Raw genomic sequence first — 26,186 nt, forward strand, 5'->3', positions numbered from 1 at the left:
TTTTTCAATAAATCAATCTTGCAATTCATAGAAATTTATTTTCGTTGGGAACAATTTTCTCATTCTAAAGAAACAGTTGAAAAATATAGATTTTAAATCAGTTGTGTAATCTGTCCTCTTTTCTAAATAGTCCTGAGGCATTTGCGAATTTCAGAGGATCAGGCTTCCCTAGTTTGGATTCCAACCCTTTCCCTGGAAAAGAAGTGGATTTTATTAATCGGTTGACTTACCCTAATTCTGAAATTTCAGTAAATTCAGAGAATGTAAATGCTGCAATAGCATCTCAAGAGCCGGATAATCTTGCTACCAAAGTATGGTGGGACAACTAAGAATAATCGGGGCTTGGGACTTACTGAGCCCCGTTTTATTTAAATTATATCAAATTATGATCAAAAAAATCTCACTCACCCTTTCTCTATTAATACTGATTGTTTCGGGAGTATTTGCCCAACAAATATCAAAAGAAGAGATGCTCTTTCTGACCCAGAAGTGGACAGGAGAACGATTTGAGGATGGTCGTCCAAAAGTATCCGATGACATTTTAAGAAGAATGAAAGAAGTTACCCATGATGAAGCTTGGGCTGTGATGAAGAACGAGGGGTATCGATATCAATATGCAGATGGCTGGGGATTAATGATTAACCCAGATAGTGTTTTGGTAGGAAGGGCCTTGACAGCCACTTTCATGCCCGGTCGACCTGATATCCATGATGCGATTGACGAGCGTGGAAAAAAGGAGGGGAAACGTGGTCAGAATTCATGGCCTGTGGATCTTTTGGTGCCAGGGGATGTCTATGTGGTGGATCAGTTTGGAATTCATAATGGCGGTCCTACCATTGGGGATAATGTCGGAAATGCCATCTATGCCAAGTCCGGAAACGGGATTATTTATGATGGAGCAATCCGAGACATCGTAGGATTAAAGGAAATTGGTTCTTTTACTTCCTATGTATCCAGTTATCACCCATCCCATCACAATCAACCCGGTGACTTAAATACCATGCTGATTGGTATCAATAAGCCAACTAGAATTCACCAAGTTACTGTTATGGCCGGAGATGTGGTGTTGGGTAGAGATGGAGGAGTTTCCTTTATTCCAGCTCATTTGGCCGAAAAAGTAGTGGTTACCTCAGAGGTAGTTCGACTAAGAGATATGTTTGGCCATCAGCGGATAAGAGAAGGGAAATACACAGCAGGTCAAATAGATACCAGATGGTCTGATGAGATTGAAAAAGACTTTTCCCAATGGTTGAATGACCATATTGATGAATTACCGATCGCAAGAGAACAGATACAAGAGATCCTAAAGAAAAGAACCTGGTAACCTATAAGTACTAATTAAATTTCAATGATGAATAACAAAAAATCACGTAGATCATTCCTTCAAAAAGGTGCTGCTCTTGGATTAACCGGAGCAGGCTTATTGACCAATTTTGGCCAGGGTTTGCAAGCAGCAGTCCATAAACAAAATCAATATTCCAATCCTTCCGATTTGAAAATCACTGACATCAAATGTGGATATGTCCGCGGTGCTGTTTATGTGAAAATATATACCAATCAAGATGTTTGGGGTTGTGGTGAGGCGGTGGATGCCATTCAGGGGACTTATTACCTAGTCAAAAGACTGGGAAACCAACTGAAAGGACAAAACCCTTTAAACCCCAACCGGCTGGCTGAACAACTTCGAAAAGGTTCTTTTTTTGGTGGAGCCCAATCAGGGATTTTTGTGGCTGTCCTAACTGCCATTGAAACGGCTCTTTGGGACATAACAGGCAAGGTATTCAATGTTCCGGTATACCAATTATTAGGAGGAAAGTTCCGGGATAAAATACGTGTGTATTGCGATACTGCTCTTTATGCCTCAACCAACCCCACGCCGGATGATTATGCAGCAGCGGCTAGAGATGCTGTTTCCCGAGGCTATAATGCCGTAAAATTTGATGTGGATAACGGTAGGGATCCAAACAAATATGATCGATTCAATTGGACCGCAAATCCTGCTGAGATAGACAGAATGTACAATGCCATCGCAGCAGTTAGGGAGGAGGTAGGTCCCAACATTGATATTTGTGTGGACATGCATGGAAGGTACGATGCAGTCACAGGGTTGAAAATGGCTAGAATGTATGAGCCTTTGAACCTGATGTGGTTAGAGGAACCGGTTCCAGCAGATAACCCTGAAGTTTATAAGCACATTACGCAAGAGACAAGCACTCCAATTTGTGCCGGAGAGAATATCTACCTCGCTTATGGCTTCACCAAACTGTTGTCAGATGGTGCGCTGGATATCATCATGCCTGATTTACAAAAGGCGGGTGGATTGGGAGAAGCCCAACGCATCGCAAATTTGGCCAACCTGTACTATGTGCCGTTTTCACCCCATATGGTGGCCTCTTTCCTAGGTGCGATGGCCAGCTGCCATGTTTGTGCTTCAGTTCCCAACTTTCAAATTATGGAATGGCAGATCTACATGGACAAGGATCAACTTTGGAAAGATATCGTGACCTACGATGGTCCAAGAACCGAAAATAGCTTTATCACACTCTCTGAAAAGCCTGGTATTGGAGTAGAGATCAACGAAGAAGGAATGAAAAAGCATGCGGTTCCGGGGATTCCCTTTTTTGAATAGTCAAGAACTCTTCTCTAGTAGCATTGAATGTTAACAAGTAACCCAGAATGACTAATGAATTTTAAATTTCTACAAAAAAGCTATCCTTTGGCATTGGTGCTTTGTAGCATCCTGATGCTTCCAATAGGAAAAGCAACTGCACAAAATGTTGGGGCTTCCCCTGAGTATATTAAAGCTTTAACTTCCCAATGGAAGGGTGAGCGATTTCCTGATGGTAGACCTAAAGTATCTGACTCTATTCTTGAACGATTAAAAAACATTTCGATCGAGGAAGCTTGGGGTGTTTTGAGAAACAAAGGATTTCAAAATCAATACGAAGGTGATTGGCAAATTATGCTTCCCAATGAGGCAATGACTGGACGGGTAGTAACAGCTCAATACATGCCTCTCAGACCTGACTTGGAAAAACAAGTGAAAGATCAAGGAGTGGAAAAGGAAGGTAGGTCCCCTAAAGGAGGGACAAATTCCTGGCCGATAGATGTACTTGTGAACGGAGATGTTTATGTGGCAGATGGGTATGGGAAAATTGCAGATGGGACTTTGATTGGGGACAATTTGGGAAATGCGATTTTTGCTAAATCTCAGAGAGGGGTGGTATTCAATGGTTCAGTCCGTGATCAGGAGGGCCTTTCGGAAATTAAAGGATTTAATGCCTGGATCAAAGGACAGGATCCCTCTTATATCCAACAAATGATGTTGACTTCCATTAATACCCCCATTAGGATTGGTCGTGCTACGGTGCTTCCAGGAGATGTGGTGTTGGCCAAAAAATATGGAGTGATTTTTATTCCTGCTTACCTGGTAGAGGAATTGGTCCTAACATCTGAAGTGACTGGGCTGAGAGATGAGTTTGGACATCAAAGGCTTCGGGAAGGGAAATACCTTGCTGGACAGATTGATAGCCAATGGACCGAGGAAATCAAAAAGGATTTTTTGGATTGGTTAAATAACTATCCAGGAAAACTCCCCATGACGAAAGAGGAATTAGACAATTACCTAAAAGAGAGGAATTACTAATTGTTGACCTCCAAGCCTTGAAAGGGCTTGTCGCCTTTAAAGAGGCATTTTTGCTGGTTACTATTAACTGGCCTTCTATCATATTGAATTAACAATAACCCTGCATACCATGAAAAATACCCTTAAAGAACTCATTGAAAAGAATAAAATCAGAGAGCAGCAATATATTGCCCAACGTCAAGCGGAAATTGACAACCCTCTGACAAAAGATAATAGGAGAGATTTTTTGAAGAAGACGGCTTTGGGAGGGCTGAGCCTTTCAGCTCTTATGGGACTGAGTATCGAAGATACCATGGCTGAAACCACCAAAAATGTCCGTAGGGCATCGGCACCCTCTGATTTGAAAATTACAGATTTACGATATGCACATACGGCGGTCATGGGCGGTACAGCTATTCTTAGAATAGATACTAACCAAGGAATTTATGGGCTAGGAGAGGTGAGAGATGGAGCAGATCCAAAATATGCCTTGATGCTGAAGAGTAGGATTTTGGGAGAAAACCCATGTAATGTGGAAAAGATATTCAAAATCATCAAGCAATTTGGTGGTCAATCGCGTCAGGCAGGAGGGGTATGTGGGGTTGAGATGGCCTTGTGGGATCTTTGCGGAAAAGCGTATAATGTTCCAGCTTGGCAGTTGTTAGGTGGAAGATATCGAGATTCCATTAGGTTGTATGCAGACACTCCTGAAGCAAGTTCTCCAGAGGAGCAGATGAAGCTTATTAAATATAGAACAGAGGAGCAAGGCTATACCTGGCTAAAAATGGATGTTTCCATTGGTGAAATCATGGATATTCCCGGATGTATTGTCAACCAAGAGATTTTCAAACAAGGGAGAAGCCAGTGGCAAGGAGGGTACATGTCTTATGCGAACACGGCCCATCCTTTTACGGGAGTCCAAATCACAGAGAAAGGCTTGGACGAACTTGCCAAGATAGTGGATCATGTCAGGGGAATGGTAGGTTATGAAATACCACTTTCTACTGATCACTATGGACATTTCGATTTGAACAATTGTATCAGATTAGGTCAAGCATTGGATAAATACAGACTTGCCTGGCTTGAGGATATGGTGCCATGGCAAATGTGGGAGCAACACAAGACCATTACCACTGCTCTGAATACTCCTACTACAACAGGAGAAGATATTTATCTCCTTCAGCACTTCAAAGATTTGATTGACAATCATGCAGTAGATATCGTGCACCCTGATCTGGCTTCTTCCGGAGGTCTTTTGGAAACCAAACGAATTGCGGACTATGCCGAAGAAAAAGGGATTTCCATGGCCATGCATCAGGCAGGAACTCCTGTATCTTTTATGGCCAATGTGCATTGTGCAGCTGCCACACAGAATTTCCTTGCCTTAGAGCACCATTCGGTAGATGTACCTTGGTGGGAAGATATGGTCACTATGACCGGAGGAGGAAAAATGATTGACAAAGGGTACGCACCAGTTCCTTTGGACGCTCCTGGTTTGGGGATTGATTTAAATGAGGAAGTGGTGAAAGCCCATTTACATCCTTCAGATCAATCCTATTTTGCTCCTACTGACATGTGGAACGAAAAACGTTCTCATGATAGAACTTACAGCTAAGATTCCTATTTTACCTATTGATAAACCCGGAAACTTGCTACAAATCTTGTTTCCGGGTTAATTTCATGAGCATTCACCCAAAATACCTTCATTTTGAACCCTAAAATCACTAAATCTCTTTCAATTCTTTCAATCGCACTATTTGTTGGGGCAGTTGGAACCAGCTTGTTTCTTGGAATTGAATATGCAAGCTTTTTATGGATCGGCTTTTTCTTTATTTGTGCACTTTCATTTTTGGGAAGTGAAAAATTAAAGGGATATGCCTATTCCATGATGATCTTTGGCTCAGTAGCACTAGCGCTCTATTTTCCCCAATATTTCCTGGAATATCAAGGGTTCAAATTTAGCGCCTTGATCGTGCCTTTGATTCAGGTCATTATGTTTGGGATGGGGACTTCCATGAGCATTAAAGATTTTTTGGGAGTAGTAAAAATGCCCAAAGGGGTACTGATTGGGGTATTATGCCAATTTTCCATTATGCCTTTCATAGGCTTTACGCTCGCTAAATTAAGTGGATTCCCCCCGGAAATCGCAGCAGGAATGATTCTAATTGGCTGTTCTCCGAGTGGTATGGCTTCCAACGTAATGAGTTTTTTAGCGAAAGCAAATTTAGCTCTTTCGATTACCGTCACATCAATTACTACCCTATTAGCTCCATTTGTAACTCCCTTCCTGATGGGGTGGTTGGCAGGAGAGTTTGTAGCAATTGATGTAGTAGATATGATGTTCAGTATTGTAAAAATGGTGATAATCCCCATTGGTGCTGGACTGCTCTTCAATTATTTTCTTCGTGGTAAATCCAAATGGTTGGATGATTTGATGCCAATTATTTCTATGGCTGCCATTGCGTTGATTTTAGTGGTTATTGTGGCTGCTGGAAGAGATAGTTTATTGGATATTGGGCCAATACTGATAGTGATGGTCATATTCCATAACCTTGCAGGATATCTATTGGGGTATTGGTCAAGCCGTTTGTTCAAACTAAGTGAACGGGATTGCAGAACGATTGCCATTGAAGTGGGAATGCAAAATGGTGGACTTGCCTCTGGAATTGCCAAAGAAATGGGGAAAATAGCCACCGTAGGCCTAGCTCCGGCGGTATTTGGGCCATTTATGAATGTGAGTGGTTCCATTCTCGCGTCCTATTGGCATAAAAAACCGATTCCAGATGAAAGTTCATCTACCTAACCTTTTTAGGTTAATTTATAGGCTTGTCGAGCCAGTAATTTCCACTTGCCTTTTTCTTTATGCCAAAACATGATCACTCCGATTTCTATGGAATTGGTTTGGTCTCCATTCACCAAATCAGCAGCCAGTATATTTCTTACGATTGCTACATTTTTTTCAATCTGTATGGTTTGATCTTTAAAAGTAGCTGAGGCGAAATCTGATGCTCCAGTGACTAATGCTTCAATAAACTCAGATTGATTTTCGATTATTCCACTAGAATGTCCATAGCTAAGTTTATCAGAACTAAGTGCTTTTAAGCTCGCTTCGGTAGGATCAATGAGAGCTAGTCTTAAGGCTTCTACTTTTGTGGCTATTTCTTGTTCAGCTTGAGCAAAAACAAAACTACAACACAAGAAAAGTGCAAGTGTGAATAGGGTTTTCATGGGCGGATTGCTAGATTGATTGGAATGGAAAAGGATGAGGTTATTGAACTAATTTCTCAACTATAAATCATATTAAGATAAATAAAATGAGTTGAAAATTCTGTTCGTAACTTGATAATTTTTAAGGGTTAACCCGATTCTGTTAAAATAGATTAACCTCTAAAAAGATATTACAAACGAATCTTAAAGCTAGAATCAATAAGCTGAAAAACGGGGTGGGTGGAACTTGAAAGCTCAATTATTTAATGCCTCCAAATGCGCCGAAGCACATATTTTTATGTAGAATTTCGGTACTGCTAAAACCTACCTTTTTCATTAATTCCAATTGATAAGTCATAGACCTTGGCGAATCTTCCTTGTCCACATAGGCAAGGACTTTTTGACGATATTCCTTATCCACCAACGCCTCTAAATAATCTCCGTATCGTTCCCAAGTGAAATCATTCAAAATGGAGTTTTCTTGAGTGATCAAGTCGGATATCATCAAGCATCCCCCGGGCTTGAGTAAATGATACAGTTTTGTAAAGGTGCTTTCCCAATCTTCATCATCTCGTAAATGGTGTAAAACTGCACATGCCAATATGATGTCGTAACCGTGATCATCCAGTTCAGCAATACGAATGTCTTCCTGAATGCATGTTACTTTTCCTTGAGTCACTAGTTTGACTCTTTCCTCCGCTTTTTGGAGCATTGGTAAACTCAAATCCACCAAAGTACAGTGGAGATGCGGAAGCTTGGAAAGCATTTTTAAGGTATAGTTTCCTGCGCCACATCCAATGTCTAGCACATGCTTTGCATGCGGTACGATTCTTTTAGCGGCCTCGGTAATCAGTTCAAGTGAAACCTGGGCATCAATGGTAGAGAGTTGCCCTGTGTCCAGATTTGAAAATCGTTCTACATCTTGATCAAAACGGGCCCTTATTTCATCAATGGTGGATTTTTTCATCATAATCATTAAAAAAAACTGCTTTCCTAATAGGGTTCTATATGTATCAGTAGATGTCCTATTTCAGGGATTTCTTTTTGAAGTTTATCTTTCAATAAATGAGAGATTCTATGTCCTTCTTTTACGGTTAAGTCTCCATCCACCAAGGCATGTAGGTCCACATGGTAATCCATTCCTGCTTTTCGAATGAAGCATTTTTCAGTTCCTTTGACCCCTTTTACTTCAATAGCTATTGCCCTGATTTTCTCTATCAATTCCTCGTGATTATTTTCATCCATCACCTCAGATAATGCCGGTCTAAAGATTTTATAGCAATTGTAAACGATGAAAATTACAGCTACCAGGGCTGCATAATCGTCTGCTACTTCGAATCCTTCTCCAAAATATAAAGCGATTGAAATTCCAATAAATGCAGCGATGGAGGTAATTGCATCACTCCTATGGTGCCAAGCCTCTGCTTTCAAGGAATCGGAATTTATTTTTTTACTTCTCCTAATGACAATTTGATAGGAGGATTCTTTCCAGATAATAATGGCTGCCAATACCCATAAGGTAAAACTTTCAGGCAACGCATGAGGAATTCGTATATGTTGGATTGCTTGGTAGGCAATGGTAGCCGCCGAAACAATCAAAAAAGCAACGACTAAAAAGGTGATCAGAGGTTCTGCTTTGCCATGCCCATAGGGATGATTTTCATCTGCTGGTCGATTGGCATATCGAAGCCCCACCAAGACCAAAATTGATGCAAATACATCTACCACGGATTCAATTCCATCTGCAATTAAAGCATATGAATTGCCAAAAATTCCTGCTAAAAATTTAATCGTAGCCAAGGCAACATTTCCCAGCATACTGAAAATCACGGTTCGTATGGCAAGGTTTTTATTTGTCATTGTTGGGTCGAAGTTGAATGGGGTTGCCCATTTTTACTTAAATACTTGGTCATGCGCTACGTTTGAATAGGGCAAAAGTAACTTTAAGCGGAGTTTTTATACCACTTTATGTTGCCTTTTTCCTAACCAATATAGAATGGAGCCAATGATAATCAAGACAGCTGTTAGCCAGACGGAGGTCCAGCTCACTTGAATCATCAACCAAAGACAGGCTAAAATTCCAAGAATAGGAATTAGAATTCCACCCTTAAGAATAAAGGGGCTTTGATCTTTAAATCTAGGACGTAAAACAGGGATTGCTGCACAACTCATCATGAATAAAAAGAGTCTGGACAAGACCGTCATGGCAGCTAGAAATGTAAATGTTCCAAAAGCAGCCAGAGCAAAGGCAACCATTCCAAAAAACAAGACAGAATTGGCCGGAGTCAGGTATTTTTCATGTACAGTTCCGAACCATTCGGGAAGAGATTTCTCAAGAGATAATGCGTAGGTGATCCGCGTTGCTGAAAACATGGACCCAATTAAATTTGCGATCACTGAGGTTGCAACACCGATCATTAAGATTACCGCACCTGCACTCCCGAATAAAGAAGAAGAGGCATCCAAAAGTGGGGTGCTACTAGTTGCCAAATCAGGAACAGCCGCCTGCGTTACCAACTGGATCAACATATACAATACGGCGACGATAACTAATCCCAAAATCAGCCCCAAAGGCATGTCTCTTTCTGGTCTTTTTGCTTCTCCAGCAGGGACTACTGCCCCTTCAAATCCAACAAAGGCATAAATCAATAATAAAGCTGCTGCCCCTAAATTGGAACCATCAGGAAGGGGACTGCCAAAATTTGGCAATACCTCGGGACCTAGTAAAATAAACCCTCCAAATACTAAACCAATCAAAACAGAGAATTTGATGATTGTAAACAAGGTCATAGAACGGATGGATTCCACAGATCCCAGGATGTTGATCAGGCTTAATGCTCCACAGGTAATTGCAAGTGAAATGAGTCTTCCATATCCCTCAGCTGCTACAGGTAAAAAGTAACCGATGCTATCAGTTAACAAAACCGTATTGGCGGCAAATGAAATCAATCTTGCCAAATAGTAAAGCCAACCGCCTTGAAAACCTATAAACGAACCAAAAGCCAGTTTTCCATATTTGATTGGTCCTCCGGTTCCCTTGAAATAGCTTCCCAATTCGGCGAAACATAGGATCACTGGAAGCATTAACAGTGCACAAAATGCGTAAACGAATACACTGTATTCTCCGGCTAATCGGGCTGCTCCCGAGGGTAATCCAAAAATTCCAGCCCCAATGAGTCCATTGACTACCAGCATCCAAACTCCCCAAAGTCCTAAGTTTCTTGGTAATTTTTCTTGCACTTCGGGACTGGATGATTTCGGCATGGATTCTCTTTTTTTCAATGGTTAGGATTTAAAAAGATAAGCCAAAAATTGAATCTATTAAAAATGAATTATAAGTGTTGGTTGATTTTTTGATTGTAGGCATCACCTCTGTCAGGGATTCAGTAATTGATCGGTCCCTATTTTTTATGGATTTCTACCCAAAAAGGGAAGATTTGTTTTCCATTTACTTGATAAAAAGGGATGATTTGGGTTTTCATTCCAGGAAGCTGGATATCCTTCATTTCAATAAATTCTATTTTACCTTCCGATTCTAATTTTGTTTGATTGACAATAGGGCCTGTTTCCAGGTACATGGTGCCTTGAGAAGGAACATCTTTCACAAATTTGAATGTAAAATCATAGGTTCCAGAAGCTAATAACACGTTCCAATATCCATAAATCTCCTCTTGTGCCCAGATACCTCTTTGACCCGCAGCATCATTCCGGTTTAGAAATACAGGGTTCTCTTCCTCAAAACCAATCTGGATCAGGGGTTGATTCACCAAATGATTTTCCTGAATTAATTCCTCATACAATTCGTCCATTTCAATCTTAAGTTCCCTCCCTTTGGAAGTTTGAGAGGAAATTAAATTGGTGAGTTCGTATGGATCTTCAGTCAAGTTGTATAACTCAAACTCTTCGATGGGAGCTTGATAATCAGTTTTTCCAACCAGTTTCCAACCTGACTTTTGGATGGAGATGTTATTATATCGCTCTGGATATTTACGGTTCCAATACGAGAAAAAGCTTCGATTTTGAAAATTACCTGCATCTCCATTCATCAAGGGGATTAAGCTCTTGCCATCGATTTTACGATCGTTGGGTAAGTCAATTCCAACTACTTCTGCGATGGTAGGTAAGATATCCAAATGAGCAGTTAATTGATCTATCTTCTTACTTCCCTGGTATTTTTCAGGATAGTGAATCAAGAGAGGTGCTCGTACTCCTCCCTGAAAAACATTCCCTTTGAGTCCTCGAAGTCCTGCTACATATCGTTGTTGTTGAGGTCCATTATCTGTCAAAAAGATGATAATTGTTCGGTCATCAATTTCCAACTCTTCCAATTTGCTAAATAGCTTGTTCAGATTGTCATCGATGTTTTCTACCATGGCATAAACTTTTCGAGCATCTTCTTTTTGGGATTCAGACATCGGGTAAAATGGTTTGCCATCTTCTACAAATCCTTCACTGGGGTCTAGGTCTTTATATTTTTGATAATACTCATCGGGTACTTGCAAAGGGGTATGTGGTGCATTAAAAGAGAGATAAGTGAAAAATGGTTGGTCTTTATTTTTCTCTATAAACTTGATCGCCTCTTCGGCAAAGATGTCGGAGCAATAACCTTGATAGGATTGTTGTTGATTATTATGCCAAAGGACTGGATCAAAGTAGCTTCGGTTGCCCTGATAATAGGTTGTGAAATCACCCACCTGTCCCATACCACCTGATAAGTGTATCACAGATTCATCGAATCCCTGATCACTGGGACGCATGGGGTAGTTGTCTCCCAAATGCCACTTGCCAAAAATGCCTGTTACATAGTTTTTTTTCTTTAGTAACTCCGCAATGGTATGTTCCTCAGTTGCCATCATGGCACCCCCATTATAGGTGTCTCTGATTCCTGTACGCAGGGAATAACGTCCGGTCATAAGACTGGATCGGGTAGGGGCACAAACCGGAGATACGTAGAAATTTGTAAACTCCACACTTTCTTGGGCGAGTTGGTCGAGGGTTGGAGTAGAGATATGTGGATTTCCAGTGAACCCAAAGTCTCCATAACCTTGATCATCTGTGATGATTAGGATGATGTTTGGTGGAGTATTTTGGGAAAATGCATTCGCATGGACAATGAAAAAACTAAGAAAAATACTGGCTATTCTTGCGGCGGAGGTCATTTTTTGAAGGGCTTGTTCTATCCAAAAGATCCTCTAAAAAAATGGGAAATCAAATAGCATTTAAAGATCTAAGTCATCGGTGCTTCTTAATTGCACATGCTTTTTCATCTTTTTCTGGATGATTTTAAAGTGGTGCAAATCTTCTTCCGTGATCAATGAAATGGCTTCACCTGTGGCCCCGGCTCGTCCGGTTCTTCCTATTCGATGTACATAATCTTTGGGAGAACGTGGGAGTTCAAAGTTGATCACCAAAGGCAAATACTGAATGTCAATTCCCCTTCCGGCCAAGTCCGTAGCAACCAAAACCCGAGTTTTCCCAGACTTGAATCTTGCCAAAGCTTCGATTCTGGCACCTTGACTTTTGTCCCCATGAAATGCAATGGCATCGATGCCATTCTTCACTAATTTTTGGACTACGTTATTGGCAGTTCGGATGGAAGAGGTAAATACCAGGATTTGGGTCCAATTGCCATTTTTGATAAGATACCTTAATAAAGGACCTTTCTTTTCAGCGCTGACTCTGTAGGCATATTGATTGATCAGGTCCACATCAAGTACCTCCGGTTTGATAGTAATGCGCTTTGGATCCTTAAGAAGGGAGGAGATCATTTCTTCCAATGTCTCATCCATGGTGGCAGAAAATAGGATGTTTTGCCTCTTTTTAGGGATTTCCGACAAGATCTGATTGACTTCTTCACGAAATCCCATATTCAAGACCTTGTCCATTTCATCCAGCACCAAGATTTCTACTTCTGAAAGTGACAGCGCATTTTGAGATATTAAATCCAATAACCTTCCAGGAGTAGCAACCAAAATATCTGTTCCGTTCATCTTCATCATCTGAGGATTGATGGAGACACCTCCAAATACGGATACAGTTTTGACCCTTCTCTCTAAAAACCTTGAAAAGTTATCCGCAACTTGCGCTACTTGGGAGGCCAATTCCCTGGTGGGCACAAGTACCAAAACAGGAATATTTCTGCTTCTGTGTTCCTTTTTATTTTGAAGGATTTGTAAGATTGGCAAAATGTAGGAAGCGGTTTTTCCAGAACCAGTAGGGGCAATTCCCAAAATATCCTGACGCTTCAAAAATGCGGGAATCGCTTCTGCCTGAATTGGGTAAGGTTTCTGGTAATTTGCTTTCTCTATCGCGGAGATCAACTGCTTGTTTAATCCAAGTTCGGTAAAAGTCATATCCTTCATTTTGCACAAAGGTAAGGATGTTCTTGGATTGAATTTATTGGAATCAGGAATGAATCAGCACAAGAAAAGTAAAGCTCCTAACTAGCCAGCGCTTTTTTGTTATAGACCTTGCTGATACTTCCATTGATATTTTGATCCAGTTTCAGTACCAGGAATCCTGCTACAGCACAAGCAGCCATTCCACTCACCATGGGAAGAGAAGTGCCATCATGGAAGAAGCTGACACCGGCAGAAGCCAATCCACCAAATGCCATCCGGATACTTCCCAAAATCGCAGAAGCACTTCCTGCATTTCTTGAAAATGGAGCCAAAGATAGCGCGGCGGTATTTGGGCCGTTCAGTCCATGTGCGGTTAAGAAGACAAACATCAACATTAACAAAGTGCCCACTTCTAACCATTGAAAATATATGCCCAGGACCAATAGTAATCCAACTGTCACCTGATAGTGCATGGAGAAGTTGATGATTTGTTGGCTGGTAAATCTCCGAAGCAACAAGTGGTTCAATTGAGTGGACCCGATCATGGCAAAAGCCAACAGGGCAAAAATCCATCCGTACTGTGTTTCACTTACTCCATAAATATTCATAAAGACATCAGCAGAACCTGCGATGTAGGCAAAGGGAGCCGCACCTGCCAAGCCACCAATAGACATATAAACCAAGAATTGTCTGTTCTGAAGTACTTGGATATAATTTTTCCAAACCTGTTTAGGCTTCAATGAAACGTGTGTATCAGGTTCAGCCCCATCTGGAAGCACCCAAATTACTGCCATCCAAATGATCACGGTAAGGAATGCCAAAACAATGAAAACCCAGTGCCAATGGTAATAAGCTGTCACAAAGCCTCCCAAAGTAGGGGCTATCATTGGAGATACCGCGATCACTAAAGTCAATAAAGCTAAAACTTGAGCAGTCTTCGTTACAGGAAAAATATCCCGAACCATAGCCTGGGCAGCAACCATGCCTGCACAGCCCCCAATGGCTTGTAAGAACCTCATAAGTATTAGATTCTCAACAGAGTCCGATAAGGCACAGCCAATGGAGGCCAATACATAAATTCCAAGACCTACATAAAGCGGTTTTTTTCTTCCATATTTATCCAGTAGGGGACCATAAAACAATTGGCCGATTGCAATTCCTACTAGGTACGCAGTCAATGACAATTGAATATTGGCAATAGGAGTCTCCAATTCCCTGGCCATTGCTGGAAATCCAGGTAAATACATGTCTATGGAAAATGGGCTGATGGTACAAAGAGCTCCTAGAACCAAGACAATTTTGAAGTATTCCTTTTTTGAAATCTGTTTTTTCAACAAAAATTGGTTTAATCCCTAATAATCTTTGACTTCCAACAGGCAAAAGGCTTATTGAGTTCGTAAAATTCAGTCAAATATTTTAACAAAAAAATAATTAGGTTCCGGAAATTTTGAAAATCAAGCAATGAGTTAGAAAAAGTAAGTTTGCTTTTCCGTTTAGGAATGAAAGATTCGGGCAAGCGGAATAGTCAGAATAGATAATTTTTTGCACTTATTGATCTTCCATGATTTTTGTAATGGTCAACCCTTCACTTCCTGCGTAAAAGACAATTATTTCAGCAGGGATAGTTCCCCGGTTCTCCCCATAATGCACGGTATTCACTACTTCAATGATGGGGTCGCCAGCTTTCATATTTAGCTGATTTCCAAATTCATCTTCTACAAACAGCTCCCCTTTGGTTAATACTCCCGCATTAATTACTGGGTGGATATGTTTGGGAAGGGAGGAACCGGGAGGTATGGTGATTTTTAAGATAGAAATCTTGGGTTTTCCTTCAGGATAATCGGGGATTATCGTTCCATTCCAACTCAATTCGGAAGAAATGAGGATCTCGGATTCGTTTTTTAATTGGGAGCCCTTGGTGATCAGGTAGGTCGAAATCGAAGAGAGGATCATCAAGAGTAGGACTAAAAATGGCTTAAAGCTGAGCATAAGGATGGGGAATAGTTTTAAATAGGAATTGAAGTTATACCAAAAATAATTAGACCACTTAGTAAAATAGGCTTGTGAATCAATTGAATAAGTGTCAAATTAGGAAAACTGCCTTATTTATAAAATTGTATTTCGATGGGATAAATAGGCAATAAATAACCCAAAATAAACCTATGTCGAGTATCCGATTACCAAGCATCGTTGGTTTGATGCTGCTGGTTTTTGCCTGCACAAGTACCCAGAAAGAGGATCTGAATGCCATTTCCCCTCCTTTAAGCCCTGCTGAGGAACAAGCTACTTTTCAATTAGAACCTGGTTTCAAAATCCAATTAGTTGCTGCTGAACCAATGGTACAAGAGCCAGTAGCTATACAATTTGATGAAGATGGGCGGATGTGGGTAATAGAAATGCGGGGCTATATGGTAGATATAGAAGGAAATGACGAAGACCAACCCATCGGTAGAATTTCTATTTTGGAAGATCAAGATGGGGATGGAGAGATGGATAAATCCACTGTTTATTTAGATAGTTTGGTAATGCCCAGGTCAATAGGGCTTTTCAAAGGAGGTGCCTTGGTTGCTGAAAATAATGCACTTTGGATCACCGAAGATCTGGATGGAGATCTAAAAGCAGATACTAAAATCTTATTGGATGCTACCTATTCTCAAAATGGAGTAGTAGAGCATACAGATAACGGATTACTCAGAACAGTTGATAATTGGTATTACAGTGCTAAATCCAGATTGCGATATCGATTAAAGGGGGATGAATGGATTCGCGACAGTACTGAGTTTAGAGGTCAGTGGGGAATTTCTCAAGATGATAAAGGCAGACTGATTTATAATTACAATTGGTCCCAGCTCCATGGAGATCTTGTTCCTCCCAATTATCTTTTCACCAACCCCAACCATACCCCTTCTACCGGGATTGATTATGGGTTAACAATTGATCGAAGGGTTTATCCCATTCGGCCGAACCATGCAGTAAACAGAGGCTATATTCCTGGCACCCTGGACCAAGAAGGAAGGCTTTTGGAATTCACTTCTGCTTGTGCTCCTACAGTATATAGAAGCGCTTTGTTTCCCCAAGAATATTTAGGAAATATTTTCGTCATGGAGAATGCAGGGAATTTGGTAAAGAGAAATGTGGTAAAGGAAAATGGCAATTACCTGGAAGCACATGATCCAAATCCAGGTAGAGAATTTTTAGCCTCTTCCGATGAGAGATTCCGACCTGTGAATGGTTACGTTGGACCTGATGGCGCCTTATATATTGTAGATATGTACCGCGGGATCATTCAACACCTGGATTATATGACGGAGTATTTAAGGGAGCAAACTATTCAAAGAAAACTAGACGCTCCTGTTCATATGGGGAGAATTTGGAGAATAGTTCCTGCCGATACTGATCCTAAAAAAGTGGAGAAACTTTCTTCTAAATCAGATTCAGAACTAGTAGCCTACCTGGGTCATTCAGATGGTTGGTACCGGGATATGGCACAGCGATTATTGGTGGAAAATAATGATGAAAGCCAGGTACCGGTATTAAAGGAGATTGTTCTGAACTCCTCTAATGAGTTGGGAGCTTTTCATGCCCTTTGGACGCTGGAAGGAATGGGACAAGCGGATGAGGGATTTTTATTGGAAGTTTTAGACCATAATTCTGAGTTGATACAAAGTGCAGCTCTTCGAATTTTGGACAAGCTGGCAAAAGAGGAGGAAGGGATTAGGAGAAGATTGGGTGAAAAAATGATAGAGGTGTCAAAGAATGCCGGGAAATCCACGGATTTACAATTGGCATTAAGTGCTTACGCGCTGTCAGATCAGGATGCTCGACAAGTCTTATTGGAAGTGTTGTCAAAGCAGGGAGAAGATGCGTTGATCAGGGATGCAGCAATGAGTAGTCTGACCAACAGGGAATATGATTTTCTTCAAGCGATCTGGAAGGATGCAACCTGGAATGATTTGAAGCCAGCGCATGAAATATTTCTGGAAATGCTTACCGCTTCCATCGTAAAAAAAGCAGATCAAAATGAAATCAAAGGGCTTTTGGCACTGGTGGATATACCTGAATTGAGCTGGAAAGAACAAACTGTCCTGAGTTCACTGGCTATTCAATCTGCCAATTCGCCTGAAAAAGGTTTTGTGTCCTATAGGGCAGAACCATCGATTTTCCAACGAACAGATCTACCCATAGATTCCCAAAGAATGGGGATGCTGAAAAGTTTGTTCACCTGGCCAGGATTTCATCCTGATGAAGTCGAAGCAGTAGCTGGTACCTTAGATGCTTCTGCTTTAAAACAATTTGCAGATGGAAGACAGAAGTTTTTGGTCAGTTGTGCAAGTTGCCATGGCTCAGATGGCAGAGGAGAAAATAGAATGGGGCCGCCTTTGGTGAACTCTGAATGGGTTTTAGGGGATGAAAAGCGCCTTTCCTTGATTCTCTTACATGGTTTGGAGGGCCCAATTGAGGTGGATGGGAAGAAATACGATGCCCCAGAAATCCTACCGGTTATGCCAGCTCACTCTACGATGGATGACGCGAGTATTGCTGCTATCTTGACCTACATTAGAAATGAGTGGGGAAATCAAGCCCCTCCGATTTCAAGAAGGACGGTAGGAGGGATGCGTTTGACAACTCAAGGGAGAGTCTATCCCTGGTCTGCGGAGGAGTTGAATCAACACATAGAAAACCTAGAATGAAACTTCCACAATTCATGATAAACCCAACCTTTAGCCTATGAAAAATGTACAAAGTTATTTTGATTCAGGAAGACGAGATTTCCTGAAAACGGCAAGCTTGGGAGCTGTTGCACTGAATTTTTCATTCCCAGAAATCCCGGAGGAAATGGCAGGCATCCCCATGGGTGTGGTAGTTCATTCCTATGGAGCTCGATGGCATTCAAAAGCTGGAAGCCCTTCATATCCTTCATTTGAAAATGCCATCGATTTGATCCATCATTGCAAAGAAATCGGAGCTGGAGGAGTACAAGTAGGTGTCAATGGATGGGCGAGTGATTTTGCAAAAAAAGTAAGGGAGGAAAGAGAAAAAAGTGGACTCTATCTTGAAGGGAGCATTCGATTGCCACAAACTTCGGATCAAGTTCCAATATTTGAAAAAGAAGTATTGGCGGCCAAAGGAGCTGGAGCTGAAGTCCTTCGAACCGTCTGTTTGAATGGTAGAAGGTATGAGAATTTCCATTCTGAGAAGGAGTTTTTGGAGTTTAAAGCGGGGGCATTAATGGCATTGTCTCTGGCTGAGCCAATTGTAAGAAAGCACCAAATGAAGTTGGCAGTAGAAAATCACAAAGATTGGAAAGCTTCAGAACTTGCAGAAATAATCCGAAACTTGGGAAGTGAGTGGGTAGGGGTGACGTTGGACTTTGGGAATAATGTCGCGTTATTAGAAGACCCTACGATAGTCATTGAAACCTTGGCGCCCATGGCATTTTCTACTCATGTCAAAGATATGGGGGTCCAAGAATATGAACATGGGTTTTTACTTTCTGAGGTTCCCTTGGGAACGGGGATCGTAGACCTAAAAAAGGGAGTGGAACTATGTAAAAAATACAACCCATCCATCCATTTTAGTCTAGAGATGATTACTCGAAATCCTTTAGAAATTCCTGTGATGGAAAGTAATTACTGGGAGACCTTTCAAGATGTTCCTGCAAGAGAACTCGCGAGAACTATCATGGAAGTAAGGGAAAAAAGTTTCCCGGGGGAATTACCCAAAGTGGAGGGATTGAGTGATGAACAAAGGCTTGCATTTGAAGAAAATAATGTCACTTCTTGTCTTTCTTTCAGTAAGAAAAGCTTAGGAATAGGCTAAACCAAAATTGAAAAACAAAATATTTTAATAGTTAACTATGAATACTACAGTAAGTGAATTACCTGGAATTAAACTTTTTGATCTGACAGGACGTGCAGCAATCATTACCGGTGGGTCCAAAGGACTGGGGCAAGCTATGGCAGCGGGTTTGGCGAGTGCCGGTGCAAATGTGATGCTTGTCAGTAGGACTCTAGAGGAAGGCCAAATTGCGGCAGATGAAATTTCCAAAACATATGGAGTAAAGGCGATCGCTTTTCAGGCGGATGTGGTAAAGGAAGATCAAACCCTGGCAATGGCAAAAGCCGCCATGGAAGCCTTTGGAAGGATAGATGTATTGATCAATTCGGCAGGGATTAATATCAGAGGAGCCATCGATGAGTTGACCTTAGAAGATTTTCAGAAAGTAATGGATATCAATGTGACTGGCACTTGGCTTTGCTGCCGGGCGGTGACCCCCTATATGAAAGAAGCGAAAAGTGGCAGCATCATCAATTTGGCGAGTACTTTGGGATTGGTTGGCCTGGCAAACAGGACACCTTATACCTCTAGCAAAGGTGCAGTGGTTCAAATGACTCGAGCTTTGGGACTGGAGTTTGCACCATTTAATATCAATGTGAATGCCATTTGCCCAGGGCCATTTTTAACAGAGATGAATTTACCAATTGCAGATACGGAGGAAGGTAAAAAGTTTATAGTTGGGGCTACCGCTCTTGCTCGGTGGGGAGAATTGAAGGAGATTCAAGGAGCGGCAATTTTCTTGGCCTCAGATGCCAGTAACTATATGGTAGGTTCCATGGTAACCGTGGATGGAGGTTGGACCGCTAGGTAGCTTCCCTTAATCTTACAAAATGATTTTGAACCACTTTATCTAAAAATAGGGTGGTTTTTTTACAAGTGAACACCAATTGTTTTGGGAGATCCCCGAAGAGGGGAATACCTCCTCCCAAAAGCACTGGAATGGTGGTAATGATCATTTCATCAATCAAATCTTTCTTTAAAAAGCTTTGAATGGTCTTGCCGCCATCAATATATAGGTTTTTATAACCTTGTCCATGGATCTGTGAAAGGACTTCTTCCAAAGTGCCTTTAACCAGAAATGCTTTTCCATGGAATTTTAGAGGTAATTCCGAGGTGGAGTTGCTCCACACGAATACTGGTTTCTTGTAAAACCATTCCCCTTCAAAACCGGCTACAATTTGAAATGTATTTTTCCCCATTAATAATGCATCTACTTGGGATGTAAAATCATTAAACCCAGTGTCGATGTGGTCAATATCTGGAAAAGTTGAAAGCCAGTCCAATTCATCATTTTTTCCGGCTATAAACCCATCTAAACTGGTTGCTATAAAGACACTGTTTTTCATCGTAATGTATAGGCTAATTGCTTGACAAAAAGAGGGGCGATTGAATCAAAAGGACAAAAGGGAATAGGTTTGGCTGAAATTACTTTATTGAATTTCTTTATTCAGGAATTCATACACAATAGACCCTAATTGCTCGTATCCTTCAGGAGTATAATGTACGTCATCATCCCCAATTCCAAAGTTTTTATGAATTGTGATGGAAGGTTTATACAAGTCATTGATCAAAACGCCCTGCTTTTTCATAACGGATTTTGCCACTTTATTATATTTTTTAGGGTCTTTCTTAAATCTTCCTGCTTCGTTCTCCGGGACATATGTAGTGGTTACAAAAATTAATTTGGCATCAGAAATTTGTTTGATTTTTGATACAATAGAATGTAAGTTCGATTCATAATCCTCCAATGAATAGGTCAGCGTTCCATTTACTTTATCCCTGTTTCCATAGACTTTTGAGTCAGGGTGACGGTAACATAAATCCCATAAACCCCAATTGATTTGGATGATGTCCCAATCCTCCTCCCCAATCCATTCTTCAATCTTTTGAAGTCCCGTTCCAGTATGTTGGGCATTTCCAGGATTGTGCTTCACCATGGCAGCATCCCCAAATTTCTGTTCAACAAAAGGGGTGTAGCCAATAGAAATGGAGTCGCCAATGATTAGAATTTTTGGAGGATCCTGGAATGAAAGATTCCAAGAGTAAAAAAGGATAAGCGTGGTTATTAGTAATGTTTTTAACATTCTATTTGAAGAGGTAGTAAGGGATAAATTTTAAGTAATTGAACCTATTGAAAAGGTGATAAAAGGTAAATGATACGATGCTGATTCAGAAATTGGTAGGAGATTTATTAGTAAACCTACCAGCTACCTCCGCCTCCTCCTCCGAAACCACCACCAGAAGAGCCACCACCGCCGGAACTCCCGGAACTTGATGGTGAACTAACCATTGTTGATTTGGCAGAATTGATGGAGCTGGAGAAAGATTGGGAAAAATGATTCATAGAGACCATTCTACCGGTGCTAGAACTGTACCAGGTTGGGGGAGGAATATGTAAGTTGTCAAACTTTATTGCCCACTTTTCAAAGAGCCCAAAAGCAAGGGCATAACTCATGGTACTTTCAAAATAGTTCGGATCTTCCTTTAACAACATCCGCAATTTGTTTTCCTCAGCAACTTTAATGAAAGATTTAAAACCTTTCAATTCGGATAGTATCTGCGTTCCTTCTTTATTTTTCTTGATTAAAAACTGACTCATGATCAATAAGAAGATGATAGAAATGATAGAGGCTACAGCTGCAAGTATTCCCCAGAAAAAAAGAAAGGTTGGTGCTAAAACAAATAGGGTTAGAATCAAACCTCCTATGGTATAATTCCTCACTTTTCTGGATTTATTGACATAATATTTTTGGGCATATTCCTTCAGATTTCTCTTGGCCATATTCATGGTACTGTAAAACTTGTCCTTGAGGCTACTCACAAGTACCTCGTCATTGTTCCCGTACTTGGAAAAGAGTCCATTAAAAAGATCTCTTTCATAGAGGGTAGCCCCTTGGTTTAGGGGTGCCAATTTGATGAGCTTCGTATCATCCTTTGCAAACCAACCTTTTTTGTCAATGTCCTCAATTTTTAAGAAGCCTTTGGACGCCCAATAGGGGATCAGCGAAATCAGGTCTGAATTGTCACTGGAATCATCAATCAAATAGCCCACCATGGCAGGGTCCATTCCCTTCGGGGGGTAGTAGCTGGTGGTAGTGGTTACCGGATCGTCTTTTCCGTGTTTAAGCCAAATTCGGATAAATGCATAAAACACCAAGGTAAGGATCAATAGCCAACCAGATTCTGTCCAGAATGGCCAAAACGGTTTGATGACCTGAATGCTATCCGGAGGAAGTTTTAACAATACGGTGACACTTTCTCCTCCAGCAGAAGAATAACCTTCATTGCTAACCCCTGAAAATATTCCGCCTGATAGGTTTGTTTGGAAGTCACTACTGGGCTGGGTATTACCAAACGCTCCGGAATACACAAAGGCCTGCTCTGGGCTCAGGGTCACCCCTTCAGGTAAATGGATTTTAAAATCTATGGATTGAAAATCCGGGACCCAGTTACTCGGTTTGATGTTCCAATAAAATTGAGTAGTAGCCTCCTCATAGAGAAAAGCATTTTTCACTCTATAGTTTATTTCATAGGTATGGGGTCCTTCCAAGGTGATGTCTGCATCTCCAATTTTGATTCTCGCAGAACCATTCAACCGCTGTTCAAAGCCCGAACTTACTTCATATTTATAGCCTGGAACTTCAATATTGCTAAGTTTGATATTTCTTTGTTCAAGGCTTCCATCTTCTGTTCTTAGATCATAGGATAGCTGGATATCACGGTAGATCCCATGTTTTGGAACTTCAAAATTTAGCTGGTATTTCTCTTTGACATCAAAATAGCCCTCTTTGTTAATAAAGATTTCTACCGAATAATCCGAAACCGTGAATCCCTGGGAATAGAGTTCAGCGGTACATAGAATGAAAGAAAATAGAAAAAGTATTTTTTTCATGGCTTCAAGATATCTGAAAAAGAATTTTCTGAAATGCTAATGGTTACCAGTAGCTTACTTTGAAAAGTCTACTTTTACGTTCTCACGGCTTTCTGCTTCCGCCTCGAAATAATCAAAATGTTGGTAACTGAAAATACCGGCAAACAACACACCCGGAAAACTTTCTCCATAGGTATTGTTCTCCCTTACAGTGCCGTTGAAATACCTTCTAGCTCGCTCTAGATTTTCTTCAATTTCATTGAGTTTATCCTGGAGTTGAAGGAAGTTGGTATTCGCTTTTAAATCCGGATAGGCTTCACTCAATGCAAAAATACTTCTCAGGGTTTTCTGAAGTTGATTTTCAGCTTCAATTTGCTGATTGATGTCTCCGGATGGAACTGCCATGGCGGCATTTCTTGCCTGGATTACTTTTTCTAAGGTTTCCTGCTCATGAGCCGCATAGCCTTTGACGGTTTCCACCAAATTGGGAATCAGATCATACCTTCTTTTCAAGGCCACATCAATATTGCTCCAAGCATCTTTGACGGTGTTTTTGTTTCGGACGAAGCGGTTAAAAATACTTACCAGCATGAAGCCGATAGCCAATGCAACAGCTAAAATTATGAGTAGAGGAGACATAACTAATTGTTAAAGGTAAAACAAGTCAAAAGAATCTGATTGATACTAATTTCTATTAAAACATCATCCGTTGAAAATACTATCTTTTTCTACTAATCTCAAAATAAAGTGCTTACCGTGCATTTAATTGTGTTTGAAATTCCAGTGTGGGCCATTAAGATTTGGGCGTCGAACTCCCTTTGAATTAAGATCAATGATTTTTGTCAGGTACATGGTTTGAAGCCTCTGTTTTTGTTCTTTTTTCACTAAATTACTTACGGTCCATTTACCTATTGAGTAAGTGAAATACCCATAGTTATTATCTATGGAAATTTAAATTATATAAATAAAATTTTTGATAACTTAGCTGATCTAAGTAAATAACTAAAACTCTATTTTAACATGGATAACCCTCATAATCATTCTTCATCAAACGGAAGTAGTTACGGTGTAAACGACAAAGCAGGAAAATGTCCTTTTACTGGCGGTACTATGAAACAAGTTGCTGGTGGAGGAATGCGAAATCGAGATTGGTGGCCAAATCAATTAAAGCTGAATATCCTTCGTCAGCATTCTTCTTTATCAAATCCGATGGAAGGGTCTTTCAATTACGCAGAGGAATTCAAGTCACTTGATTTGAAAGAAGTGAAGAAGGATATTTTTGAATTGATGGAAACATCACAGGATTGGTGGCCAGCAGATTTTGGTCATTATGGCCCATTCTTTATCCGAATGGCATGGCATAGTGCAGGAACGTATAGAATTCAAGATGGTAGAGGAGGAGGAGGCTCTGGAACACAACGCTTTGCTCCTTTGAATAGCTGGCCAGATAATGCGAACCTTGATAAAGCCAGATTATTGCTTTGGCCAATTAAACAGAAATACGGGAAGAAGCTTTCCTGGGCAGATTTGATGATCTTGACCGGTAACTGTGCTTTGGAATCCATGGGATTAAAGACCTTTGGTTTCGGTGGAGGCCGTGAGGATGTTTGGGAGCCTGAGGAGGATGTTTACTGGGGATCAGAAGGTCAATGGATGGGTGATGAAGATCGCTACAGCGGAGACCGTGTCCTGGAGAATCCTTTGGGGGCTACTCACATGGGATTGATTTATGTGAATCCTGAAGGTCCAAAAGGTCAGCCAGATCCAGTAGGAGCTGCAAGGGATATTCGTGAGACATTTGGTCGAATGGCTATGAATGATTACGAAACTGTTGCCTTGATTGCAGGTGGTCATACATTTGGAAAAACGCATGGTGCAGCGGATCCCACGAAATATGTTGGAGCAGAACCTGCGGGTGCATCCATCGAAGAAATGAGCATGGGCTGGAAGAATACGTTCGGTAAAGGAAATGCTGAAGATACCATCACAAGCGGTATCGAAGTAACCTGGACAACCACCCCAACAAAATGGAGCAATAATTATTTTGAGAACCTGTTTGGCTATGATTGGGAATTAACCAAAAGCCCAGGAGGAGCTTACCAATGGACTCCAAAAGATGGTGCAGGTGCAGGAACTGTCCCTGATGCGTTTGATCCGGCTAAAAAACATGCTCCAGCGATGCTGACTACAGACATTGCTTTGAAAATGGATCCTGAATACGAGAAAATTTCAAGACATTTCTACGAAAATCCGGATGAGTTTGCAGATGCATTTGCAAGAGCATGGTTTAAATTAACTCATAGGGATATGGGGCCAGTAACCAGATATCTGGGTCCTGAAGTTCCGACTGAAGAGTTGATTTGGCAAGATCCTATCCCTGCGGTGACACATAAACTAGTGGATGCAGCAGATGTTGAAGATTTAAAAGCTAAAATTCTGGCTTCTGGTCTGTCCGTATCTGAATTGGTATCCACCGCTTGGGCTTCGGCTTCTACGTTTAGAGGTTCCGACAAAAGAGGAGGTGCAAATGGTGCAAGAGTAAGACTTGCTCCTCAGAAAAACTGGGAAGTAAATAATCCTGCCCAATTATCCAAAGTTCTTGAAGTATTGGAAAGCATCCAATCTGAGTTCAACAGCAAGCAAGTAGGAGGTAAGCAGATTTCTATTGCAGATACCATTGTATTGGCAGGTTGTGCAGGTGTAGAGAAAGCAGCAAAAGATGCTGGATACGATGTGAAAGTTCCATTCACTCCAGGAAGAGGTGATGCTTCCCAAGAGCAAACTGATATTGAGTCATTTGAAGCCTTAGAGCCAGCAGCGGATGGTTTCAGAAATTACTATGCTCCAAAACATAAAGCTTCGGCAGAAGAAATGTTGATTGATAAAGCTCAATTAATGACGTTAACTGCTCCGGAGATGACCGTTTTAGTAGGAGGGATGCGAGTATTGAATACCAACTACAATGGTGCAAAGCATGGGGTATTTACAGATAGACCAGGAGTTTTAACAAATGATTTCTTCGTGAACCTTTTAGATCTTGGGACTACTTGGAATGGCACTACTGATGCACAACATGTATTTGTAGGAAGTGACAGAACTACTGGCGAACCTAAATGGACAGGTACAAGAGTTGACTTGATCTTTGGATCAAATTCCGAGCTTAGAGCTATTGCAGAGGTGTATGGCTGTTCAGACTCAGGTGAAAAATTCGTCAAGGATTTTGTAGCTGCTTGGGATAAGGTGATGAATCTAGACCGATTTGATCTCCAATAAAACAAGCGTGTTGATTGATTCACTTAAAAGT

21 protein-coding genes and 1 pseudogene are annotated in these 26,186 nt (G+C 41.0%); 10 read left to right on the top strand and 12 right to left on the bottom strand.

The window, feature by feature from the left end; all coding sequences use genetic code 11:
* Window positions 1–110 precede the first annotated feature (110 nt).
* From BUR11_RS02125 to BUR11_RS02150, 6 genes and pseudogenes are all read left to right on the top strand, one after another.
* Window positions 111–329: pseudogene (locus tag BUR11_RS02125) on the top strand (SusD/RagB family nutrient-binding outer membrane lipoprotein); the annotation flags it as partial.
* Window positions 330–385: 56 nt separating this feature from the next.
* Window positions 386–1,324 (top strand): RraA family protein, encoded by a 939-nt coding sequence (locus BUR11_RS02130; protein WP_074223181.1) that lies wholly within the window; start codon window positions 386–388, stop codon window positions 1,322–1,324.
* 27 nt (window positions 1,325–1,351) lie between these two features.
* Window positions 1,352–2,629: a mandelate racemase/muconate lactonizing enzyme family protein gene (locus tag BUR11_RS02135; RefSeq protein ID WP_074223182.1), complete on the top strand. Its 1,278-nt coding sequence runs from the start codon at window positions 1,352–1,354 to the stop codon at window positions 2,627–2,629.
* 114 nt (window positions 2,630–2,743) lie between these two features.
* Complete coding sequence (locus BUR11_RS02140; protein WP_074225072.1) at window positions 2,744–3,646, top strand: RraA family protein; 903 nt, start codon at window positions 2,744–2,746, stop codon at window positions 3,644–3,646.
* A gap of 109 nt (window positions 3,647–3,755) precedes the next feature.
* Window positions 3,756–5,240: a mandelate racemase/muconate lactonizing enzyme family protein gene (locus BUR11_RS02145; protein WP_074223183.1), complete on the top strand. Its 1,485-nt coding sequence runs from the start codon at window positions 3,756–3,758 to the stop codon at window positions 5,238–5,240.
* A gap of 93 nt (window positions 5,241–5,333) precedes the next feature.
* Window positions 5,334–6,428 (top strand): bile acid:sodium symporter family protein, encoded by a 1,095-nt coding sequence (locus tag BUR11_RS02150; protein WP_407640227.1) that lies wholly within the window; start codon window positions 5,334–5,336, stop codon window positions 6,426–6,428.
* 5 nt (window positions 6,429–6,433) lie between these two features.
* On the opposite strand, the gene BUR11_RS02155 is transcribed toward BUR11_RS02150, so the two are convergent.
* From BUR11_RS02155 to BUR11_RS02190, 8 genes are all read right to left on the bottom strand, one after another.
* On the bottom strand, window positions 6,434–6,853 hold the full coding sequence (locus tag BUR11_RS02155; RefSeq protein ID WP_074223185.1) for a nuclear transport factor 2 family protein: 420 nt from the start codon (window positions 6,851–6,853) through the stop codon (window positions 6,434–6,436).
* Between the two features lie 238 nt (window positions 6,854–7,091).
* Window positions 7,092–7,802 (bottom strand): class I SAM-dependent methyltransferase, encoded by a 711-nt coding sequence (locus BUR11_RS02160; protein ID WP_234982060.1) that lies wholly within the window; start codon window positions 7,800–7,802, stop codon window positions 7,092–7,094.
* Between the two features lie 23 nt (window positions 7,803–7,825).
* Window positions 7,826–8,692: a cation diffusion facilitator family transporter gene (locus tag BUR11_RS02165; RefSeq protein ID WP_074223186.1), complete on the bottom strand. Its 867-nt coding sequence runs from the start codon at window positions 8,690–8,692 to the stop codon at window positions 7,826–7,828.
* Window positions 8,693–8,788: 96 nt separating this feature from the next.
* Complete coding sequence (locus tag BUR11_RS02170) at window positions 8,789–10,096, bottom strand: APC family permease (protein WP_074223187.1); 1,308 nt, start codon at window positions 10,094–10,096, stop codon at window positions 8,789–8,791.
* A 137-nt stretch (window positions 10,097–10,233) separates the two neighbouring features.
* Complete coding sequence (locus BUR11_RS02175; protein ID WP_084560841.1) at window positions 10,234–11,991, bottom strand: arylsulfatase; 1,758 nt, start codon at window positions 11,989–11,991, stop codon at window positions 10,234–10,236.
* 60 nt (window positions 11,992–12,051) lie between these two features.
* Window positions 12,052–13,185, bottom strand: coding sequence for a DEAD/DEAH box helicase (locus tag BUR11_RS02180; RefSeq protein WP_074225075.1), 1,134 nt, complete (start codon window positions 13,183–13,185; stop codon window positions 12,052–12,054).
* A gap of 86 nt (window positions 13,186–13,271) precedes the next feature.
* A complete protein-coding gene (locus tag BUR11_RS02185) occupies window positions 13,272–14,507 on the bottom strand; it encodes a multidrug effflux MFS transporter (RefSeq protein WP_234982062.1) in 1,236 nt (411 codons plus the stop codon).
* A gap of 214 nt (window positions 14,508–14,721) precedes the next feature.
* Window positions 14,722–15,162, bottom strand: a complete 441-nt coding sequence (locus BUR11_RS02190; RefSeq protein ID WP_074223188.1) for a cupin domain-containing protein — start codon at window positions 15,160–15,162, stop codon at window positions 14,722–14,724.
* 173 nt (window positions 15,163–15,335) lie between these two features.
* On the opposite strand from BUR11_RS02190, the gene BUR11_RS02195 reads away from it, so the two are divergent.
* The 3 genes from BUR11_RS02195 to BUR11_RS02205 are packed head-to-tail and all read left to right on the top strand — an operon-like array spanning window position 15,336 to window position 19,822.
* The gene (locus BUR11_RS02195) at window positions 15,336–17,864 is read left to right on the top strand and encodes a DUF7133 domain-containing protein (protein ID WP_074223189.1); all 2,529 of its coding nucleotides are present in this window, start codon (window positions 15,336–15,338) and stop codon (window positions 17,862–17,864) included.
* A gap of 37 nt (window positions 17,865–17,901) precedes the next feature.
* Window positions 17,902–18,993: a sugar phosphate isomerase/epimerase family protein gene (locus BUR11_RS02200; RefSeq protein WP_074223190.1), complete on the top strand. Its 1,092-nt coding sequence runs from the start codon at window positions 17,902–17,904 to the stop codon at window positions 18,991–18,993.
* A 37-nt stretch (window positions 18,994–19,030) separates the two neighbouring features.
* Entirely contained in the window at window positions 19,031–19,822 is a 792-nt protein-coding gene (locus BUR11_RS02205) for an SDR family NAD(P)-dependent oxidoreductase (protein WP_074223191.1), read from the top strand.
* Here the strand turns inward: BUR11_RS02205 and BUR11_RS02210 are convergent.
* From BUR11_RS02210 to BUR11_RS02225, 4 genes are all read right to left on the bottom strand, one after another.
* The gene (locus tag BUR11_RS02210) at window positions 19,815–20,357 is read right to left on the bottom strand and encodes a dihydrofolate reductase family protein (RefSeq protein WP_074223192.1); all 543 of its coding nucleotides are present in this window, start codon (window positions 20,355–20,357) and stop codon (window positions 19,815–19,817) included. The two genes, BUR11_RS02205 and BUR11_RS02210, sit on opposite strands and share 8 nt — an antisense overlap.
* A gap of 84 nt (window positions 20,358–20,441) precedes the next feature.
* On the bottom strand, window positions 20,442–21,095 hold the full coding sequence (locus tag BUR11_RS02215; RefSeq protein ID WP_074223193.1) for an SGNH/GDSL hydrolase family protein: 654 nt from the start codon (window positions 21,093–21,095) through the stop codon (window positions 20,442–20,444).
* A gap of 116 nt (window positions 21,096–21,211) precedes the next feature.
* Window positions 21,212–22,903 (bottom strand): DUF2207 domain-containing protein, encoded by a 1,692-nt coding sequence (locus tag BUR11_RS02220; RefSeq protein WP_074223194.1) that lies wholly within the window; start codon window positions 22,901–22,903, stop codon window positions 21,212–21,214.
* A gap of 54 nt (window positions 22,904–22,957) precedes the next feature.
* Window positions 22,958–23,521 (bottom strand): LemA family protein, encoded by a 564-nt coding sequence (locus BUR11_RS02225; RefSeq protein WP_074223195.1) that lies wholly within the window; start codon window positions 23,519–23,521, stop codon window positions 22,958–22,960.
* A 381-nt stretch (window positions 23,522–23,902) separates the two neighbouring features.
* On the opposite strand from BUR11_RS02225, the gene katG reads away from it, so the two are divergent.
* Window positions 23,903–26,155 carry a catalase/peroxidase HPI gene (katG, locus tag BUR11_RS02230; protein ID WP_074223196.1) on the top strand — a complete coding sequence of 751 codons (2,253 nt, stop codon included), beginning with the start codon at window positions 23,903–23,905 and terminating at the stop codon, window positions 26,153–26,155.
* The last annotated feature ends 31 nt before the right edge of the window (window positions 26,156–26,186 follow it).

Origin of the sequence: Algoriphagus halophilus, assembly GCF_900129785.1 — a bacterium.
Taxonomy (GTDB): Bacteria; Bacteroidota; Bacteroidia; order Cytophagales; family Cyclobacteriaceae; genus Algoriphagus; species Algoriphagus halophilus.

Bases quoted from the DNA above. Each gene is read 5' to 3' on its own strand.
- BUR11_RS02195 (WP_074223189.1), top strand. From the start codon at position 15,336: ATGTCGAGTATCCGATTACCAAGCATCGTTGGTTTGATGCTGCTGGTT.
- BUR11_RS02130 (WP_074223181.1), top strand. From the start codon at position 386: ATGATCAAAAAAATCTCACTCACCCTTTCTCTATTAATACTGATTGTT.
- BUR11_RS02140 (WP_074225072.1), top strand. From the start codon at position 2,744: ATGCTTCCAATAGGAAAAGCAACTGCACAAAATGTTGGGGCTTCCCCT.
- BUR11_RS02165 (WP_074223186.1), bottom strand. From the start codon at position 8,692: ATGACAAATAAAAACCTTGCCATACGAACCGTGATTTTCAGTATGCTG.
- BUR11_RS02200 (WP_074223190.1), top strand. From the start codon at position 17,902: ATGAAAAATGTACAAAGTTATTTTGATTCAGGAAGACGAGATTTCCTG.
- BUR11_RS02135 (WP_074223182.1), top strand. From the start codon at position 1,352: ATGAATAACAAAAAATCACGTAGATCATTCCTTCAAAAAGGTGCTGCT.
- BUR11_RS02210 (WP_074223192.1), bottom strand. From the start codon at position 20,357: ATGAAAAACAGTGTCTTTATAGCAACCAGTTTAGATGGGTTTATAGCC.
- BUR11_RS02175 (WP_084560841.1), bottom strand. From the start codon at position 11,991: ATGACCTCCGCCGCAAGAATAGCCAGTATTTTTCTTAGTTTTTTCATT.
- BUR11_RS02180 (WP_074225075.1), bottom strand. From the start codon at position 13,185: ATGACTTTTACCGAACTTGGATTAAACAAGCAGTTGATCTCCGCGATA.
- BUR11_RS02160 (WP_234982060.1), bottom strand. From the start codon at position 7,802: ATGATGAAAAAATCCACCATTGATGAAATAAGGGCCCGTTTTGATCAA.
- BUR11_RS02190 (WP_074223188.1), bottom strand. From the start codon at position 15,162: ATGCTCAGCTTTAAGCCATTTTTAGTCCTACTCTTGATGATCCTCTCT.
- BUR11_RS02145 (WP_074223183.1), top strand. From the start codon at position 3,756: ATGAAAAATACCCTTAAAGAACTCATTGAAAAGAATAAAATCAGAGAG.
- katG (WP_074223196.1), top strand. From the start codon at position 23,903: ATGGATAACCCTCATAATCATTCTTCATCAAACGGAAGTAGTTACGGT.
- BUR11_RS02225 (WP_074223195.1), bottom strand. From the start codon at position 23,521: ATGTCTCCTCTACTCATAATTTTAGCTGTTGCATTGGCTATCGGCTTC.
- BUR11_RS02215 (WP_074223193.1), bottom strand. From the start codon at position 21,095: ATGTTAAAAACATTACTAATAACCACGCTTATCCTTTTTTACTCTTGG.
- BUR11_RS02205 (WP_074223191.1), top strand. From the start codon at position 19,031: ATGAATACTACAGTAAGTGAATTACCTGGAATTAAACTTTTTGATCTG.
- BUR11_RS02155 (WP_074223185.1), bottom strand. From the start codon at position 6,853: ATGAAAACCCTATTCACACTTGCACTTTTCTTGTGTTGTAGTTTTGTT.
- BUR11_RS02220 (WP_074223194.1), bottom strand. From the start codon at position 22,903: ATGAAAAAAATACTTTTTCTATTTTCTTTCATTCTATGTACCGCTGAA.
- BUR11_RS02170 (WP_074223187.1), bottom strand. From the start codon at position 10,096: ATGCCGAAATCATCCAGTCCCGAAGTGCAAGAAAAATTACCAAGAAAC.